The sequence below is a fragment of the Micromonospora noduli genome (assembly GCF_003264475.1).
In the GTDB taxonomy this organism is placed as follows: domain Bacteria; phylum Actinomycetota; class Actinomycetes; order Mycobacteriales; family Micromonosporaceae; genus Micromonospora; species Micromonospora noduli.
On record NZ_PYAC01000008.1, the window covers coordinates 209,061 to 225,466 of the forward strand.

At 70.6% G+C, this 16,406-nt stretch carries 15 protein-coding genes; 8 read left to right on the forward strand and 7 right to left on the reverse strand.

What is annotated here, in order from left to right:
* Nucleotides 1–92: 92 nt before the first annotated feature.
* From MED15_RS11395 to MED15_RS11415, 5 genes are all read right to left on the reverse strand, one after another.
* Nucleotides 93–1,223 (reverse strand): CaiB/BaiF CoA transferase family protein, encoded by a 1,131-nt coding sequence (locus tag MED15_RS11395; RefSeq protein ID WP_112581773.1) that lies wholly within the window; start codon nt 1,221–1,223, stop codon nt 93–95.
* The gene (locus MED15_RS11400; protein ID WP_112735556.1) at nt 1,220–3,385 is read right to left on the reverse strand and encodes a 3-hydroxyacyl-CoA dehydrogenase NAD-binding domain-containing protein; all 2,166 of its coding nucleotides are present in this window, start codon (nt 3,383–3,385) and stop codon (nt 1,220–1,222) included. The genes MED15_RS11395 and MED15_RS11400 overlap by 4 nt, the downstream gene beginning before the upstream one ends.
* 14 nt (nt 3,386–3,399) lie before the next feature.
* A complete protein-coding gene (locus tag MED15_RS11405) occupies nt 3,400–4,614 on the reverse strand; it encodes an acetyl-CoA C-acetyltransferase (protein WP_112735558.1) in 1,215 nt (404 codons plus the stop codon).
* Nucleotides 4,604–5,770, reverse strand: a complete 1,167-nt coding sequence (locus MED15_RS11410; RefSeq protein WP_112581770.1) for an acyl-CoA dehydrogenase family protein — start codon at nt 5,768–5,770, stop codon at nt 4,604–4,606. Before MED15_RS11410 ends, MED15_RS11405 begins: the two co-directional genes overlap by 11 nt.
* A gap of 80 nt (nt 5,771–5,850) precedes the next feature.
* Nucleotides 5,851–6,807, reverse strand: coding sequence for a helix-turn-helix transcriptional regulator (locus MED15_RS11415; protein ID WP_309251745.1), 957 nt, complete (start codon nt 6,805–6,807; stop codon nt 5,851–5,853).
* 121 nt (nt 6,808–6,928) lie between these two features.
* On the opposite strand from MED15_RS11415, the gene MED15_RS11420 reads away from it, so the two are divergent.
* Nucleotides 6,929–7,327: a VOC family protein gene (locus MED15_RS11420; protein WP_112603613.1), complete on the forward strand. Its 399-nt coding sequence runs from the start codon at nt 6,929–6,931 to the stop codon at nt 7,325–7,327.
* 111 nt (nt 7,328–7,438) lie between these two features.
* Nucleotides 7,439–8,089 (forward strand): TetR/AcrR family transcriptional regulator, encoded by a 651-nt coding sequence (locus MED15_RS11425; RefSeq protein ID WP_112603615.1) that lies wholly within the window; start codon nt 7,439–7,441, stop codon nt 8,087–8,089.
* Between the two features lie 85 nt (nt 8,090–8,174).
* Here the strand turns inward: MED15_RS11425 and MED15_RS11430 are convergent, their stop codons facing one another.
* Nucleotides 8,175–8,531 carry a hypothetical protein gene (locus MED15_RS11430; RefSeq protein ID WP_208646613.1) on the reverse strand — a complete coding sequence of 119 codons (357 nt, stop codon included), beginning with the start codon at nt 8,529–8,531 and terminating at the stop codon, nt 8,175–8,177.
* Nucleotides 8,532–8,643: 112 nt separating this feature from the next.
* Here MED15_RS11430 and MED15_RS11435 point away from each other — a divergent pair, with 112 nt between their 5' ends.
* Nucleotides 8,644–9,177, forward strand: a complete 534-nt coding sequence (locus MED15_RS11435) for a MarR family winged helix-turn-helix transcriptional regulator (protein ID WP_112735560.1) — start codon at nt 8,644–8,646, stop codon at nt 9,175–9,177.
* Between the two features lie 31 nt (nt 9,178–9,208).
* Here the strand turns inward: MED15_RS11435 and MED15_RS11440 are convergent, their stop codons facing one another.
* On the reverse strand, nt 9,209–10,099 hold the full coding sequence (locus MED15_RS11440; RefSeq protein ID WP_112603621.1) for a zf-HC2 domain-containing protein: 891 nt from the start codon (nt 10,097–10,099) through the stop codon (nt 9,209–9,211).
* Between the two features lie 72 nt (nt 10,100–10,171).
* Between MED15_RS11440 and MED15_RS11445 the strand changes: the two genes are divergently transcribed.
* The 5 genes from MED15_RS11445 (at nt 10,172) to MED15_RS11470 (ending at nt 16,395) form a co-directional block, all read left to right on the forward strand.
* Nucleotides 10,172–11,212, forward strand: a complete 1,041-nt coding sequence (locus tag MED15_RS11445; protein WP_112603623.1) for a TRM11 family SAM-dependent methyltransferase — start codon at nt 10,172–10,174, stop codon at nt 11,210–11,212.
* Nucleotides 11,213–11,553: 341 nt separating this feature from the next.
* The gene (gene kdpF, locus MED15_RS11455) at nt 11,554–11,643 is read left to right on the forward strand and encodes a K(+)-transporting ATPase subunit F (protein WP_036410889.1); all 90 of its coding nucleotides are present in this window, start codon (nt 11,554–11,556) and stop codon (nt 11,641–11,643) included.
* Nucleotides 11,643–13,298 (forward strand): potassium-transporting ATPase subunit KdpA, encoded by a 1,656-nt coding sequence (gene kdpA, locus MED15_RS11460; protein WP_112735562.1) that lies wholly within the window; start codon nt 11,643–11,645, stop codon nt 13,296–13,298. The genes kdpF and kdpA overlap by 1 nt, the downstream gene beginning before the upstream one ends.
* Before the next feature lie 20 nt (nt 13,299–13,318).
* Nucleotides 13,319–15,514: a potassium-transporting ATPase subunit KdpB gene (kdpB, locus tag MED15_RS11465; protein WP_112735564.1), complete on the forward strand. Its 2,196-nt coding sequence runs from the start codon at nt 13,319–13,321 to the stop codon at nt 15,512–15,514.
* Nucleotides 15,514–16,395 carry a potassium-transporting ATPase subunit C gene (locus MED15_RS11470; RefSeq protein ID WP_112735566.1) on the forward strand — a complete coding sequence of 294 codons (882 nt, stop codon included), beginning with the start codon at nt 15,514–15,516 and terminating at the stop codon, nt 16,393–16,395. Before kdpB ends, MED15_RS11470 begins: the two co-directional genes overlap by 1 nt.
* The last annotated feature ends 11 nt before the right edge of the window (nt 16,396–16,406 follow it).

The following is a 16,406-nucleotide window of genomic DNA, read 5'->3' on the forward strand; positions in this document are numbered from 1 at the left end:
GGCTGATCGTCGACTCAGAGCCGGCTGCTCTGGGCACGGAACCCCCCGCACTGCGTCTACCGATTCTGTGACGCAGTGCGGGGGCCCGTCGATCAGGTCTCTTGTGGCCAGCCGGTGAGGATCTCCTCTACCGGGAGGACGTCCTGCTCCGGGTCCGGTGCCGGGGTTGGCTGGTCGGTCGGGGTGCGGTCGAAGCGGGGTGCGGGGGCCGGCTGGATCTCGCCGCCCACCTCGACGAACGTGCCCCGGGCCGCGTTGTGCGGGTGCGCGTGCGCCTCGCCGGGGGCGAGCACCGGCGCGACGCAGGCGTCCAGGTCGGCGAAGACCGCCGTCCACTCGTCCCGGGTGCGCTCGGCGAACCGCTCGGTGAACCGGCGGCGCAGCTCGTCCCAGCCGCTCGGGTCGTACTGGGCGGGCAGGTCCGGGTCGTCGGCGAGGCCCAGGCCGGTGAGCAGTACGGCGTAGAAGGCCGGTTCCATCGCGCCGACCGCCATGAATCCACCGTCGGCGGTGGCGTACGTGTCGTAGAACGGCGCCCCGCCGTCGAACATGTTGCGCCCACGCGGGGCGGCCCACAGGCCGGTGCCGAGCAGTCCGTGCAGGAACGAGGTGAGCAGCGCCGAGCCGTCCACCATCGCCGCGTCGACCACCTGGCCGAAGCCGGAGCGCTCCCGCTCCAGCAGCGCGGCCAGCACCCCGACGGCGAGCAGCATCCCCCCGCCGCCGAAGTCGCCGAGCAGGTTCATCGGCGCGTACGGCCGCTCGCCGGCCCGTCCCAGCGGTTCCAACGCCCCGGCCACCGCGATGTAGTCGATGTCGTGCCCGGCTCGGGCTGCCAGCGGGCCGTCCTGACCCCAACCGGTCATCCGCGCGTACACCAGTCGGGGGTTGCGGGCCTGGCACACCTCCGGCCCGAAGCCGAGCCGCTCGGCCACCCCCGGCCGGTACGCCTCGACCAGCACGTCCGTCCGCTCGGCGAGGCGCAGCAGGTCCGCCACCCCGGCCGGGGACTTCAGGTCCAGTGCGGTGACCCGCCGGCCGCGTTGCAACGGTCCGCTGGTCGGTGCGGCGAGCCGGCCCGCTCCCGGTGCGCCCGGCCGGTCCACCCGCACCACGTCCGCGCCGAGGTCGGCGAGCACCATGCAGCCGAACGGCGCCGGCGCAAGGCTGGCCAGTTCGACGACCCGTACCCCGGCCAGCGGCCCGCCGCGCGCCGCCGTCACGCGACGCCAGCCGGCTCGGCGGGGCGGTCGGCCGAGGCGGCGAGCCGGTCGGCCAGGTCGGCGGGGGGTGTGAACCGGTCGCCGTAGCGGCCGGCCAACTCGGTGGCACGGGCCGCGAAGCCGGCCGGGCCGCCCGTGTACTGCCGGACGTAGCGGATCACCCCGCCCGTCCACGCCGGGAAGCCGATGCCGAAGATCGAGCCGATGTTGGCGTCGGCCTCGGTGCGCAGCACCCCCTCGTCGAGGCAGCGCAGCGCGTCCAGCGCCTCCGCGAAGAGCATCCGCTCCTGGAGGTCGGTGAACGGCACCGCCCGACCCGCGTCGGTGGTCAGATCGGCGAGGCCGGACCACAGCCGGCCCCGGGTGCCGTCGTCGTAGGAGTAGAAGCCGCGTCCGGCGGCGCGCCCCGGCCGGTCGTACGCGTCGACCAGCTCGTCCACCAGGCGGTGCGCCGGCAGCGGGCGGAACTCCTCGCTGGCCGCCTCGAACTGGCGGCGAATCCGCTGGATCAACGTGAGACTGACCTCGTCGGCCAGCGCCAGCGGCCCGGTCGGGTAGCCGGCCTGAAGGGCGGCCTGCTCCACCGATGCGGCGGGGACACCCTCGGCGACCATGCCGACCGCCTCGTCGATGAACCTGCCGATCACCCGGCTCGTGAAGAAACCCCGGCCGTCGTTGACCACGATCGGGGTCTTGCCGATCCGCCGGCCCAGGTCGAACGCCCGGGCCAGCGCCACGTCCCCGGTCCGCTCGCCCACCACGATCTCCAGCAACGGCATCCGGTCCACCGGAGAGAAGAAGTGCATGCCGATGAAGTTCGCCGGCCGGTCCACGCCGGTGGCCAGCCCGGTGATCGGCAGGGTGGAGGTGTTGGAGGCGAGCAGCGCGTCGGGCGCCAGTACGGGCAGCACCTCGGCGAAGACCTGCTGTTTCAGCGCCGGGTCCTCGAAGACGGCCTCGATGACCGCGGCGCAGCCGGCCAGCGCGTCCACCTGGTCGGTGGTGATGATCCGGTCCAGTACGGCGCGGGCGTCCGCCTCGGTAGTGCGACCCTTGCGTACCGCGCGGGCCAGCAACCGCTCTGCGTGCTCCCGCGCCCGGCCGGCGGCCTCCGGCGTGACGTCCTTGACCACGACGTCCAGCCCGGCTTCGGCGCAGGCGTACGCGATGCCCGCGCCCATCATGCCGGCCCCGAGCACCGCCACCCGGCGTACCGGATCGACGTCCACATCGGCCGGTCGGGCCGCGCCACCGTTGACGGCCTTCAGGTCGAAGAAGAACGCCCCGATCATGTTCTTGGCGACCTGCCCGGTGAGCAGCCCGATCAGGTGCCGGGTCTCCACGGTCAGGGCGGTCTCCAGGTCGACCTGTGCGCCCTCGACGGCGGCGGCCAGGATCGCCTCGGGCGCGGGCAGCCGGGCACCCTTGAGCTGCTTGCGCAGCGTCGCTGGGAAGGCGGGCAGCTGTGCGGCCAGTGAGCGGCTGGCGGGGGTGCCGCCGGGCATCCGATAGTCCGGCCGGTCCCACGGTTGTGCCGGGCGCGGGTTCGCCGCGATCCAGGCCCGCGCCCGCTCCAGCAGCTCGGCGGGCGTGGCGACCACCTCGTCGACCAGCCCGACGGACAGCGCCTCGGTCGGGCGCATCCGCCGGCCGGTGAGCAGCACCGTGGTCAGCGCGCCGGCCAGGCCGAGCATCCGTACGGTCCGGGTGACGCCGCCCGCCCCGGGCAGCAGGCCCAGGGTCACCTCGGGCAGCCCGAGCCGGCTGCCGGGCGCGTCCAGTGCGATCCGGTGGTGGCAGGCGAGTGCGATCTCCAGGCCACCGCCGAGCGCGGAGCCGTTGACCGCGGCGACCACCGGTCGGCCCAGCGTCTCCAGGCGGCGCAGGTCCCGCTTGATGGTGCCGAGCAGGTCGGCCAGGTCGGGCGCGTCGGCGCGGGTGGCCCGGATCATCTCGGGCAGGTCGCCGCCGGCGAAGAAGGTCGACTTCGCGCTGGTCACGATGACGCCGACGAGATCGCTCTCGGCCTCCAGCCGGTCCAGCACGGCGCTCATCGAGGCGGCGTACGCCCGGTTCATGGTGTTGGCGGACTGGGTGGGGTCGTCCACTGTGAGTGTGACGATGCCGTCGGCGCCGCGGTCGTACCGGATGGTGTTGGTCATGGTCGTCCTCCGGGTCAGCAGCGCTCGAGAACGGTGGCGACGCCCATGCCGCCGCCGATGCAGAGGGTCACCACGGCGCGGCGCAGGTCGCGGCGCTCCAACTCGTCCAACGCCGTACCGAGCAGCATCGCTCCGGTCGCGCCGAGCGGATGGCCGAGCGCGATCGCGCCGCCGTTGACGTTCACCCGGTCCGGGTCGAGGCCCAGGTCGCGGACGTACTTGAGCACCACCGCGGCGAACGCCTCGTTGATCTCGAACAGGTCGATGTCGTCGAGGGTCAGTCCGGCGACGGCGAGCGCCTTGTGGGTGGCCGGGATCGGGCCGGTCAACATCAGCGTCGGGTCCGCGCCGGTGACCGCCGCGCCGACGATCCGGGCGCGCGGGATGAGGCCGAGATCCCGGCCAACCTGCTCCGAACCGATCAGCGTCAGCGCCGCGCCGTCCACGATGCCGGACGAGTTGCCCGCGTGGTGGACGTGCTCAATGGCCTCCAGCCAGTGGAACTTCTGCAACGCGACAGCGTCGAAGCCGGCCGCCTCGCCCATCGTGGCGAAGGACGGGGTGAGCTTCGCCAGCGCCTCCCGGGTGGTCTCCGGGCGCGGGTGCTCGTCGACGGTGAGGATGTCCAACCCGTTGCTGTCGCGGACCGGCACCACGGAGCGGGCGAAGTACCCGCCGGCCCACGCCTTGGCGGCCCGCTCCTGCGACCGCAGCGCGTAGCCGTCCACGTCGTCGCGGGTGAAGCCCTCCAGTGTGGCTATCAGGTCGGCGCTGACGCCCTGCGGCACGAACGACGTGGCCAGTGCGGTCTGCGGGTCGGTGGCCCAGGCCGCGCCGTCGGAGCCCATCGCGACCCGGGACATCGACTCGACCCCGCCGGCGAGCAGCAGATGCTCCCAGCCGGAGCGGATCCGCGCGGCGGCGGAGTTGACCGCCTCCAACCCGGAGGCGCAGAACCGGTTGAGCTGCACCCCGCCCACCTGGTCGGGCAGCCCGGCCAACAGCGCGGCCGCCCGGGCCAGGTCGCCGCCCTGCTCGCCGACCGGGGTCACGATGCCGAGCAGCAGATCCTCCAGCCGACCGACGTCCAGGCCGGGGTTGCGCTCCCGCAACGCGTCGATAAGGCCGACCACCAGGGAGATGGGCTTGACCCCGTGCAGCGCGCCGGTGTCCCGGCCGCGTCCGCGCGGGGTGCGGACCGCGTCATAGACGTACGCCTCAGAGGGCACGGGCGATCAACTCCTTCATGATCTCGTTGGTGCCGCCGTAGATCTTCTGGACGCGGGCATCGGCGTACATCCGGGCGATCGGATACTCCGTCGTGTAGCCGTAGCCGCCGAACAGTTGCAGGCACCGGTCGATGACCTCGCACTGCCCATCGGTGAGCCACGACTTCGCCATCGCCGCGGTGGAGACGTCCAGGTCGCCACGCGTATGTCGGACGATGCAGTCGTCCAGGAAGACCCGGCTGACCCGGGCGCGGGTCGCGCACTCGGCGAGCACCATCCGGGTGTTCTGGTGGCCCATCAGGGTCTTGCCGAAGGCGGTGCGCTCCTTGGCGTACGCGACGGTCAGCGCGACGGCCCGTTCCATGGCCGCGACCGCGCCGACGCCGATGACCAGCCGTTCCTGCGGGAGTTGCTGCATGAGCTGGATGAAGCCCAGCCCTTCGGCGCCGCCGAGCAGGTTCGCCGCCGGCACCCGGAACTCGTCGAAGAACAACTCAGCGGTGTCGTTGGCGTGCAGCCCGATCTTGGACAGCAGCCGGCCCCGGCGGAAGCCCTCCGGGTCGCCGCCCACCTCGCAGATCAGCAGTGAGACGCCGGCGGCCCGCTGCTCGGGGTCCGTCTTTACGGCCACGATGATCAGGTCGGCCAGGCCGCCGTTGGTGATGAACGTCTTCGCGCCGGTCACCAGGTAGTCGTCGCCGTCGCGGACCGCCCGGGTGCGCATCGCCTGAAGATCGGAGCCACCGTCCGGCTCGGTCATCGCGATCGCGCCAACCAGCTCACCGCTGCACAGACCGGGCAGCCAGCGCCGCTTCTGCTCCTCGCTGCCGTACGCCACCAGGTAGCCCGTGACGATGCCACTGTGGACGGCCAGGCCGAGGCTGCCCTCCCCGGCGTACGCCTGCTCGTGCAGCAGCACCGCCTCGTGGGTGAATCCGCCGCCCCCGCCGCCGTACTCCTCCGGGACCGACAGGCCGAGCAGCCCCAGCTCACCGGCGCGCCGGTAGTGCTCGCGGTCCGGGTGACCCTGCTCCTGAAGGCGGTCGGCGTGCGGCAACACCTCCTTGGTGAAGAAGGTGCGGGCCAGCTCGGCCAGGTCGTCGTGCTCCGGCTCGCGCCACTGTGAGGAGGAGCCGTCGGGCGGGGGGGTCGGCATGTGCACCACCCTCGCGCGCTGTTGGCGGCATGTCAATAAGTCGTGATCGGCGGACGGGACACCAGTTATCAATAGGGCAACTAGCTGCGGGGCGACCCGCGTCGTCCGGAGGCCGCCAACCGCTCAGCGAGTGCGACGACACGATCGCGGAGTTCGTCCGGGCGTTCGATGACGAACGGCAGGTCGAGCGCGGCGAGCACAGTAGGCAACCAGTCGAGACTCTCTGCCCGGATCTCCACGTCATGCCAGCCTTCGTCCGCGCCCTCTCGCACCTCGGCGATGCTGGCCGGTAGCTGCCTGCGGATCTGCTCATGTGTTCCTTGTATCCGTAGCGACACCGCATGCCGGTAGGGCGCCTGTGCCATCGAGGTGAGGAGGTGCCCTGCGGGATCGTTCCCGGCGGGCGGCTCGAACGAGCCAGGCAGCGTTCTCGCGTCCGCGATGCGGTCGAGCCGAAGGGTTCTATCCTCACCGATATCCGGGTCGGCCCCGATGACGTACCACCGGCCCGCATGGTTGACCAGCCCGAACGGATGCAGGGCGCGGACGCTACGCCTGCCGTTGCGCGAGGTGTACTGGAGTGAAATCGGCCGGTGCTGACGGACCGCCTCGGCGACGGTGAGTAGTACATCTGCCTGCGGCGCAGGGAAGTCGTCGGGTTCGGTGGTGAAGGCGAGGGACTGGAGTACGGCATCCAGCCGGTCCGCGATCCGCGACGGCAGGACGCGCCGGATTTTCGCGGCGGCAGTCTCACCCGCCGTACCTGTAGCCGTCGCCAGCCCGGCACGGCGGCCGGCAACCAGACCGAGCAGGACGGCCAAGGCTTCGTCGTCGCTGAACATCAGCGGCGGCAGACGATAGCCGGCGGCGAGCCGATACCCGCCGTAGCGACCGCGCACCGACTCCACTGGGACGTCGAGGTCGACCAGGTGACTCACGTAGCGCCGCACCGTGCGCGGTTCGACACCGAGGCGCTCGGCAAGCTCGGCCATTGTCCGGACGCCGCCGGACTGCAAGAGCCCCAGCAGTGCGAGCACCTGGGCTGTCGGTCGTGCCATGGTCTGAATCTAATCCGAATACTGGACCAGATCTGTCCGGTATTCGGGTTAGCGTCCTGACGACAGACCGGTCCCGACCGTACAGAACAGGGAGAAGACAGTGGATTTTGTTTCGATCCGCATCATCACTGGCGACATCAACCGCCTGGTCGGCTTCTACGAGAAGATCACCGGCGTGCAGGCGGCCTGGGGCAACGAGGACTTCGCCGAGTTGCGCACTGCCCACGGCACGCTGGCGATTGGCAGCACCCGCACGGTCCCCCTGTTCGCGCCAGGGTCGGCCCGCCCGGCCGACAACCACACCGTGATCATCGAGTTCCTCGTGACAGACGTGGACGTGCTCTACGAGAAGCTGAAGAATTTGGTGGAGGACTTCGTGAACGAGCCCACGACCATGCCCTGGGGTAACCGAGCTCTGCTCTTCCGCGACCCCGACGGCAACCTGGTCAACTTCTTCACCCCGGTGACCCCAGACGCGATTGAGAAGTTCGGCCGCTGACCAGGTTGGCGCAGCCTTGCGCTCATGAGGCGGCTCTTGCGACTGATCAGCATCAAGTGATCAAGGTGCGGAACGGCGGCCGACCGGTGAGCTGTCGATAGGGTCGGGCAGATGAGTGTCGAGACGGCTCCGCGCCGCCGCCGTTTGGAGCCGGACGCCCGGCGTGGGCAGATCCTGGCCTGCGCGGTCCGGCTGTTCGGTGAGCGCTCGTACGCGGACGTGTCGACCACCGACGTCGCCCGCGAGGCAGGTGTCGCTCGCGGCCTGGTCAACCACTACTTCGGTGCGAAGAAGGACCTCTACCTGGAGGTCGTCCGGGTCATGGTGACCATCCCCGAGGTTGCTCTGGAGCGGCTGCCCAAGGGTGATCTCCGGACCCGGGTCGACGCCAGCGTCACCTGGTTCCTCGACGTGGTTTCCCGGCACAGCACCTCGTGGCTGGCGGCGGTCACCGCCCGGGGGATGGGCGGCGACGCCGACGTGGAGCGGGTGCTCGCCGAGGCCGAGGAGGTCGCCGCGGACCGCATGCTGGTCGCCGTCGGGCTGGCCGGCGAGGCGGAGCACCGCGAGGAGTTGCGCGGGATGGTCCGGGCGTATGGGGGTCTGGCCACCTCGACCGCCCGCGAATGGCTCCAGCGTGGCGCCCTGACCCGCGCCCAGGTGCACCTGCTGCTCACCACGACCCTGCTGACCATCGTCGAACAGGTCATCCCGCAGGTCCTCGACGGCGACGTTTCGACACGGCCAGCGCCTCCCGCTTGAGTTGCCCTGCCCTGCCCTGGTCGCACGGCCGCGCCGCCGTTGACGGAACCCACGCTCCGCCACCGAGCCAACCAGTGCCGAGCTTTCAGGCTGGCGCGGCGGTGGGGACCGATTGGCGGAAGTGGAGCACGATCACGATGGTCAGGATGACGATGGCGATCGGGTCGAACACCAACGAGATGAGGTTCATGTCGGCTCGCATGCCGACGTCGACGACGGTCAGGGCGAGGAACACCGACTTGGTGATGATGGCGGTCGCCGCCGCCGGCACTCTCGCCGGAAGGTGGAAGGCTCCCCAGATGATGGCCGCGCCAAGAGCCGCCTGCAGCACCCCTCGGTGCTGGAGCAGCGCAACGGTCATGCGGTCGGGGTCGGCCAATCCATAACTGCTGGTCAGCAGTTGTGGCCAGAACAGGGCAAGTGCGGGCGTCGCGGTGATCACGCCGACGATGGTGAGGATGACGCGCATCTTCATTCGACTCTCCCAGTGAGGCCGGCTCGCTGACAGTCAGCGTAGCTGATAATCAGCTCAGCGGAAGACTAGGCTGTGGCCTATGCGCTCATCCGAAACCATCGCCTCCGCCACCGGATACCTGCTGCTGAAGTTGGCCAACCTCGCCAGCACCCGGATGGAAGAGGCGCTCCTGCCCTTCCGCCTGCGCGGCCGGGACCTGCGGGTGCTGGCCTTCGTCGAGGACGGGGAGTTGTCCCAGCGCGATCTGTGTGAGCGAACCGGGCTCGACCGCACCACGATGGTCGCGGTCATCGACGAAATTGAGCGCAACGGATACGTCCGGCGCGAGCGCAGCCCCAGCGACCGCCGTAAACAGTTCATCAACGTCACCGCGGACGGCCGCACCATCTTGTCGGAAGCCCTCACGGCGATGCGCCTGACCGAGGACGACTTCCTCGCTCCCCTCGGCGAGGACGACCAGCGCCAGCTGCACCGACAGTTGTCACTGCTCTACGCGGCCCATGATCCCCGGTGCCACACCGACGAGACGCCGGATCCCGAGCTGCTACCCAGCAGTGGCGTCGGCGTCGCCGGAACGCGCCACAGCGAGGGCCCGACCAGGCCCACGAGCTGAGCGCACGCCGGCTGGTCGAGGCTGCCGGAGATCAGGCGGCGCGGCGCCCGCCGGCCTGGTCGGTACGCGTGGCATCCCCGCCCTGCGCTGCCGGTGCGGCGTACCGGTCGGCGGCTCGTGCTGGATAGGACTCGGGGCGTACCACCCGCAGCGGGCGATCCACCTCGTCGGCCCCGAACCGCCAGCGTGACGGTGTCGGCTGCCGCTGTGGTGCCGGGCCGCCGGGACGCAGCCCGGGACGGGACAGCAGCACGGTGATCAGATAGCCGACCACCAGGAAGCCGTGGCTGATCAGCCGTTCCCCGCCCACCGAGCCGGTGGCCAGGTCGTTGACCGACAGCAGCAGCAACGTGCCGACGAACGCGCTGAGCATCGGCAGCAGCCCGGCGGGTGGGCTGCGGCGCAGCGCCACGAAGAGGAAGCCCGCGCCCACGGCCACGTTCCACGCCGCCGACTCGTGCCACAGGTGCTGGCCGGTGGGGTGCAGGTGGTCGGCGGTCGCGCCCCGGCCCACCTGGGCCAGGCCGAGCACCAGTTGCACCGCGCCGAGCAACCCGAGCGCCGACCGCAGGCCGGCGACGAGCGGGCCACGTCCGAACGCCGCGCGCAACCCGGCGGCGAGCCGGCCCTGTCCGGGCACCTTCCGCAGGCCGGCGACCAGCGGGCCACGTCCGTCCGAACGCCGCCACCGCGACCGGCGGGCCGGGGCCGCGCTGGCGGCGGCAAGGATGGCCGCCGTCCGGTCGGGCACCTCAACCACCAGTCGGGTACGAACCCGACGGGTCACCGCGGCCGCCGCCGTGAACCAGGCCCGACACTCGGCACACCCGTCGAGGTGCCCCTGCACCGCCGTCAGTTCGGCGGCGGTCTCCTCCCCGTCCAGCTGCGCGGACAGGACCTCCCGCCACTGCTCACACCCCATGTATCGGTAGTCGCTCCGGCAGCCGCTCCGGTTCCCGGCGACCGTGACTGGTTGTGGAATACTCGCCGGATCATGACGCGTTACGGCCTGCTGATCCTGCCCGCCACCAACCGGGTGTACGCCCGCGCCGCCGTCGACCTCACCCGAGCCGAGCTGGAGATCTTCGGCCGCTCGGCGCTGGACGGTCGGATCGGCGAGCTGGACACCGAGGTTGTCGGAGGGGCGTCCTACATCACGTTCACAGGCGACGGGCTGACCGAGCGTGACCTTGCCGTCCTGGGCAACCTCTCCGCCGGGTACGCGTTGTTCGAGATCGTCGGTGAGCTGTTGCGGCCGATCGAGTGGAGTCGTCTGGACCGCTACGACGACGATCTGCTCACCATCCAGAAGTACCCGGGCAAGACCAATGAGCAGTTCACCAAGCTGCTGCTCAACGTCACACTGCTCGCCTCGGACTGGGCCGCCGAGATGACCAGCCGCCGGTTCCGGGTGCTCGACCCGCTCTGCGGTCGGGGCACCACCCTCAACCAGGCGCTGATGTACGGCTTCGACGCCGCCGGGATCGAGCGCGACCAGAAGGACGTCGAGGCGTACCGGGCGTTCATCACCACCTGGCTGAAGCAGAAGCGGGTCAAGCACCGGGTGCTGGAGTCGGGGCCGGTGCGGCGGGAGCGCAAGGTGGTCGGCCGGCGGGTGCGGATCGAGTTGGCGCCGACCCGCGAGGAGCACAAGGCTGGCCAGACGCAGTTGCTGGACGTGGTCAACGCCGACACCGCCCGCTCGGCGGAGTTCTTCCGCCCGGAGACCGTGGACCTGGTCGTCGCCGACGCGCCGTACGGCGTGCAGCACGGTAGTCGTACCGCTGGGCAGGGGTTGACCCGCGACCCGCTGGCGTTGCTCGCGGACGCCGCGCCGGTCTGGGCCCGGTTGTTGCGCCCCGGCGGTGCGCTCGGGATCTCCTGGAACACCCACGTCGCCAGCCGGGACGACGCGGCGGCGGCGTTGGCCGACGCCGGCCTGACAGTGGTCGACGCCGAGCCCTACCGTGCGCTGCGGCACCGGGTGGACCAGTCGATCATGCGGGACGTGCTGGTGGCCCGCCGCCCGGCCTGAAGGGCCTAGCCCCGCCGCACCGCACCATGAGCCACCCCGTCCGGGTCGCGCATGGTTTCTCTCGTCTTGGCCTCGCGGACCACCGAGGCCCTGTGCCGCGTTTCACCTGATCAGCCGCTCGGTGTGAAAACCACGTCAAGAAAAGGTTCGCCGCCGTCATGGTCGCGTTATGACCCATGTCGTTCGGCGGGTGGTGGGGCTTTGATTGCCCGGCGCGACCGGAAGGCGGTCGCGACGAACCTTTCCGGCTGAGGAGTCAGCGTGTCTGACGTGGTGTTCGTGGTCCTGACGGTGGTGCTGTTCGCAGTGCTCGCCCTGGTGGTCCGGGCGGTGGAGAAGCTGTGAACGCGGTCAACGCCGTCGGTCTGGTGCTCGCGGTCGTCCTGGGCGCGTTCCTGGTGTTCGCCCTGCTGTTTCCGGAGCGCTTCTGATGACCATGACAACAGCGGGCGTCATCTTCGTGTTGACGCTGGTGGCGGCCCTGGTCGCCGTCTACAAGCCGTTCGGCGACCACATGTTCCGGGCGGTCTCCGGCACGAAGCAGTCGCGGGTCGAGCGGGGCATCTTCCGACTGGTCGGGGTCAACCCGGCGGCCGAGCAGTCCTGGGGCGTGTACGCCCGCAGCGTGCTGGCGTTCTCCGCGGTCTCGATCCTGTTCCTGTACCTGTTCCAGCGGGTGCAGAACCACCTGTGGCTGTCGCTGGGATTCGACCCGGTGGTGCCGCACGGCGCGTGGAACACGGCAGTGTCGTTCGTGACCAACACGAACTGGCAGTCGTACTCGGGTGAGTCGACGATGGGCCACCTGGTGCAGATGGCCGGTCTGGCCGTGCAGAACTTCGTCTCGGCGGCGGTCGGCATCGCGGTGGCGGTCGCGCTGGTACGCGGCTTCGCCCGCAGCCGCACCGGGCAGCTCGGCAACTTCTGGGTCGACCTGACCCGGATCGTGCTGCGGATCCTGCTGCCGATCGCGGTGCTCGGCGCCATCGCGCTGATGATCGGCGGGGTGGTGCAGAACCTTTCCGGCGGCACCGACGTGAGCACGCTGACCGGCGGCACCCAGACCATCACCGGTGGTCCGGTCGCCAGCCAGGAAGTGATCAAGGAGCTGGGCACCAACGGTGGCGGCTTCTACAACGTCAACAGCGCGCACCCGTTCGAGAACCCCACCACCTGGACGAACTGGCTGGAGATTTTCCTGATCTTCCTGATCCCGTTCAGTCTGCCCCGGGTCTTCGGCCGGATGGTCGGCCAGAACCGGCAGGGCTACGCCATCGCCGCGGTGATGGGCATCCTCGCGTTCCTCAGCGTCGCCATCACCAACATCTTCGAGCTGGCCGGCCACGGCACGGTGCCGCAGGCGGTCGGCGCGGCGATGGAGGGCAAGGAGGTGCGGTTCGACGTGTCGAACTCGGCCACCTTCGCCGCCGCCACCACGCTCACCTCGACAGGTGCGGTGAACTCGTTCCACGACTCGTTCACCTCGCTAGGCGGCATGATGACGATGGTCAACATGATGCTCGGCGAGGTCGCGCCGGGCGGCACCGGCTCGGGGCTGTACGGCCTGCTCATCCTCGCGGTGATCACGGTCTTCGTGGCCGGGCTGATGGTGGGCCGCACCCCTGAGTACCTGGGCAAGAAGATCGGGTCTCGCGAGATCAAGTTCGCCTCGCTCTACTTCCTGATCACGCCGATCCTGGTGCTCGTCGGTACGGCGGCGGCGTTCGCCACCGGCAACAACTCCACGGCGCTCAACGTCGGCCCGCACGGCCTCTCCGAGGTGCTGTACGCGTTCACCTCGGCCAGCAACAACAACGGCTCGGCCTTCGGCGGCATCACCGTCAACACGACCTGGTGGGACACCGCGCTGGGGTTGTGCATGCTGCTGGGCCGGTTCCTGCCGCTGATCTTCGTGCTCGCGTTGGCCGGCTCGCTGGCCCGCCAGGCACCCACCCCCGCGTCCGAGGGCACCCTGCCGACCCACCGACCGCTGTTCATCGGCATGGTCGTCGGCGTCACTGTGGTCCTCGTCGCGCTGACCTTCCTGCCCGCGCTCGCGCTCGGTCCGCTGGCAGAGGGGCTCTGACCATCATGAGGAACGAGGACATGTCCGTCACGTCCGCCCCAACCGAGCAACTCCCCGGCACGCCCGCCACCCAGGGCAACCGGATCGGCGGGGGCCTGCTCGACCCCAAGCAGTTGATCCGGTCCCTGCCGGACGCGGTACGCAAGCTCAACCCCAGCACGCTGTGGCGCAACCCGGTGATGCTGATCGTGGAGGTCGGTGCGGCCTTTACCACCGTCCTGGCGGTGATCGACCCGTCGGTGTTCGCCTGGGCGATCACCATCTGGCTCTGGCTGACAGTGGTCTTCGCCAACCTGGCCGAGGCGGTCGCCGAGGGTCGGGGCAAGGCCCAGGCCGCGACCCTGCGGCAGGCGAAGAAGGACACCATCGCCACCCGGCTGATCGACTGGAAGCCGGGCGCGAGGGCCAACACCTACCGCGACGAGGCGGTGCCGGCGCCGGACCTGCGTCAGGGCGACGTCGTGCTCGTCGAGGCGGGCGGCATCATCCCCGGCGACGGCGACATCGTCGAGGGCATCGCCAGCGTCGACGAGTCGGCCATCACCGGCGAGTCGGCCCCGGTGATCCGGGAGTCCGGCGGCGACCGCAGCGCGGTCACCGGCGGCACCAGGGTGCTCTCCGACCAGATCATCGTGAAGATCACCCAGAAGCCGGGGGAGAGCTTCATCGACCGGATGATCGCCCTGGTCGAGGGGGCCAACCGGCAGAAGACACCGAACGAGATCGCGCTGAACATCCTGCTCGCCGCGCTCACTGTCATCTTCCTGCTGGCCGTGGTCACCCTCCAGCCGCTGGCCATCTTCTCCAAGGCGTACCAGGCGGCCGCACCGAACAGCGGGGCGATCACCGACGCCGGTGTCACCGGCGTGGTGCTGATCTCGCTGCTGGTCTGCCTGATCCCCACCACCATCGGCGCGCTGCTCTCCGCCATCGGCATCGCCGGCATGGACCGGCTGGTGCAGCGCAACGTCCTGGCCATGAGCGGCCGGGCCGTCGAGGCGGCCGGCGACGTCAACACCCTGCTGCTGGACAAGACCGGCACCATCACGCTGGGCAACCGGCAGGCCGCCGAGTTCGTACCGGTCGAGGGGGTCGACCCCGCGGCGCTGGCCGACGCCGCGCAGCTGTCCAGCCTGGCCGACGAGACCCCGGAGGGGCGCTCGGTGGTCGTCCTGGCCAAGAACGAGTTCGGGCTGCGCGAGCGCGAGCCCGGCGTGATGCCGCACGCCACCTTCGTACCGTTCACCGCGCAGACCCGGATGAGCGGCGTCGACCTCACCCCGGACGCCAGCGTGGACGCCGGCGCGGTGGGCACGGCCCGCCGGGTCCGCAAGGGCGCCGCCGCCGCGGTGATGAAGTGGGTACGGGAGAACGGCGGCCACCCGACCGAGCAGGTCGGCGAGATCGTGGACGGGATCAGCGGCACCGGCGGCACCCCGCTGGTCGTCGCCGAGCACGTCGACGGTGCGCCCGCCCGCGCCCTGGGCGTCATCCACCTCAAGGACGTGGTCAAGTCCGGCATGCGGGAGCGGTTCGACGAGATGCGCCGGATGGGCATCCGAACCGTGATGATCACCGGCGACAACCCGCGGACCGCGAAGGCGATCGCCGACGAGGCCGGGGTGGACGACTTCCTGGCCGAGGCGACACCGGAGGACAAGCTCGCGCTGATCAAGCGGGAGCAGGAGGGTGGCCGGCTGGTCGCGATGACCGGTGACGGCACCAACGACGCGCCGGCGCTCGCGCAGGCCGACGTCGGGGTGGCGATGAACACCGGCACGTCGGCCGCCAAGGAGGCCGGCAACATGGTCGACCTCGACTCCGACCCGACCAAGCTGATCGAGATCGTGGAGATCGGCAAGCAGTTGCTGATCACCCGTGGCGCGCTGACCACCTTCAGCATCGCCAACGACATCGCGAAGTACTTCGCGATCATCCCGGCCATGTTCGCCGGCCTCTACCCGAGCCTGGACGCGCTGAACGTCATGCGGTTGTCCAGCCCGGAGTCGGCGATCCTGTCCGCTGTCATCTTCAACGCCCTGGTGATCATCGCGCTGATCCCGCTCGCCCTGCGGGGCGTGCGGTACCGGCCGGCGGCCGCGTCGAAGCTGCTCAGCCGCAACCTGCTGGTGTACGGGCTGGGCGGCATCATCGTGCCGTTCATCGGGATCAAGCTCATCGACCTGCTCATCCAGTTCATCCCGGGGATTTCGTGATGCGCCTACCCACCTGGATCGCCCAACACCTCGCCGCGCTGCGCGCCGTACTCGTCTTCACCGTGCTGCTCGGCCTGGTCTACCCGCTGGCCCTGGTAGCGGTCGGTCAGCTACCCGGCCTCAACCACAAGACCGACGGCTCGCTGATCTCGTCGGGCGGGACGACAGTCGGCAGCGCGCTGATCGGCCAGTCCTTCACCGACGAGGACGGCAACCCCGTCGCCCGGTACTTCCAGTCCCGCCCCTCCGCCGCTGGCGACGGCTACGACCCGACGGCCACCTCGGCCAGCAACCTGGGCCCGGAGAGCGTTGTCGACACCATCGCCACCGACCCGGAGGAATCCAGCGAGAGCCTGCTCACCCAGGTGTGCGGGCGCAGCAAGTCGGTCGGCGAGCTCAACGGCGTCGACGGTCGGCGTCCGTACTGCACCGACGACGGGGTGGGCGCCGTGCTCGCGGTCTTCCGCGCCGACGGTCTGACCGGCACTGTCACCCGGGTGGTCAGCGTCAACCAGGCCGCCCCGGCGACGCCGTTCGTCAGCGAGTACCAGGGTGTCGCGGTGGAGCCGGCCCAGCCCGGCGAGGACTACGTGGCCGCCGGCGGGGTGGTCACCCCGATCCGGGGCGACGCGCCCGCCGAGCCGGCGGTGCCCGCCGACGCGGTCACCGCCAGCGCCAGCGGTCTCGACCCGCAGATCAGCCCGGCGTACGCCGAGTTGCAGGTGAACCGGGTCGCGCGGGAGCGCGGCGCGGACCCGGCGGCGGTCCGCAAGCTGGTCGAGGAGCACACCGACGGGCGCGGGCTGGGCTTCCTGGGTGCGCCCGGTGTCAACGTGCTGGAACTCAACCTCGCCCTCGACAAGCAGTTCGCCGCACGCTGAGCACCCTGGCG

What these genes read in the sequence shown, in the direction of transcription:
- kdpB (WP_112735564.1), top strand. Translation starts at nt 13,319, where the DNA reads ATGTCCGTCACGTCCGCCCCAACCGAGCAACTCCCCGGCACGCCCGCC.
- MED15_RS11425 (WP_112603615.1), top strand. Translation starts at nt 7,439, where the DNA reads ATGAGTGTCGAGACGGCTCCGCGCCGCCGCCGTTTGGAGCCGGACGCC.
- MED15_RS11400 (WP_112735556.1), bottom strand. Translation starts at nt 3,385, where the DNA reads ATGACCAACACCATCCGGTACGACCGCGGCGCCGACGGCATCGTCACA.
- MED15_RS11470 (WP_112735566.1), top strand. Translation starts at nt 15,514, where the DNA reads ATGCGCCTACCCACCTGGATCGCCCAACACCTCGCCGCGCTGCGCGCC.
- kdpA (WP_112735562.1), top strand. Translation starts at nt 11,643, where the DNA reads ATGACCATGACAACAGCGGGCGTCATCTTCGTGTTGACGCTGGTGGCG.
- MED15_RS11440 (WP_112603621.1), bottom strand. Translation starts at nt 10,099, where the DNA reads ATGGGGTGTGAGCAGTGGCGGGAGGTCCTGTCCGCGCAGCTGGACGGG.
- MED15_RS11435 (WP_112735560.1), top strand. Translation starts at nt 8,644, where the DNA reads ATGCGCTCATCCGAAACCATCGCCTCCGCCACCGGATACCTGCTGCTG.
- MED15_RS11445 (WP_112603623.1), top strand. Translation starts at nt 10,172, where the DNA reads ATGACGCGTTACGGCCTGCTGATCCTGCCCGCCACCAACCGGGTGTAC.
- MED15_RS11410 (WP_112581770.1), bottom strand. Translation starts at nt 5,770, where the DNA reads ATGCCGACCCCCCCGCCCGACGGCTCCTCCTCACAGTGGCGCGAGCCG.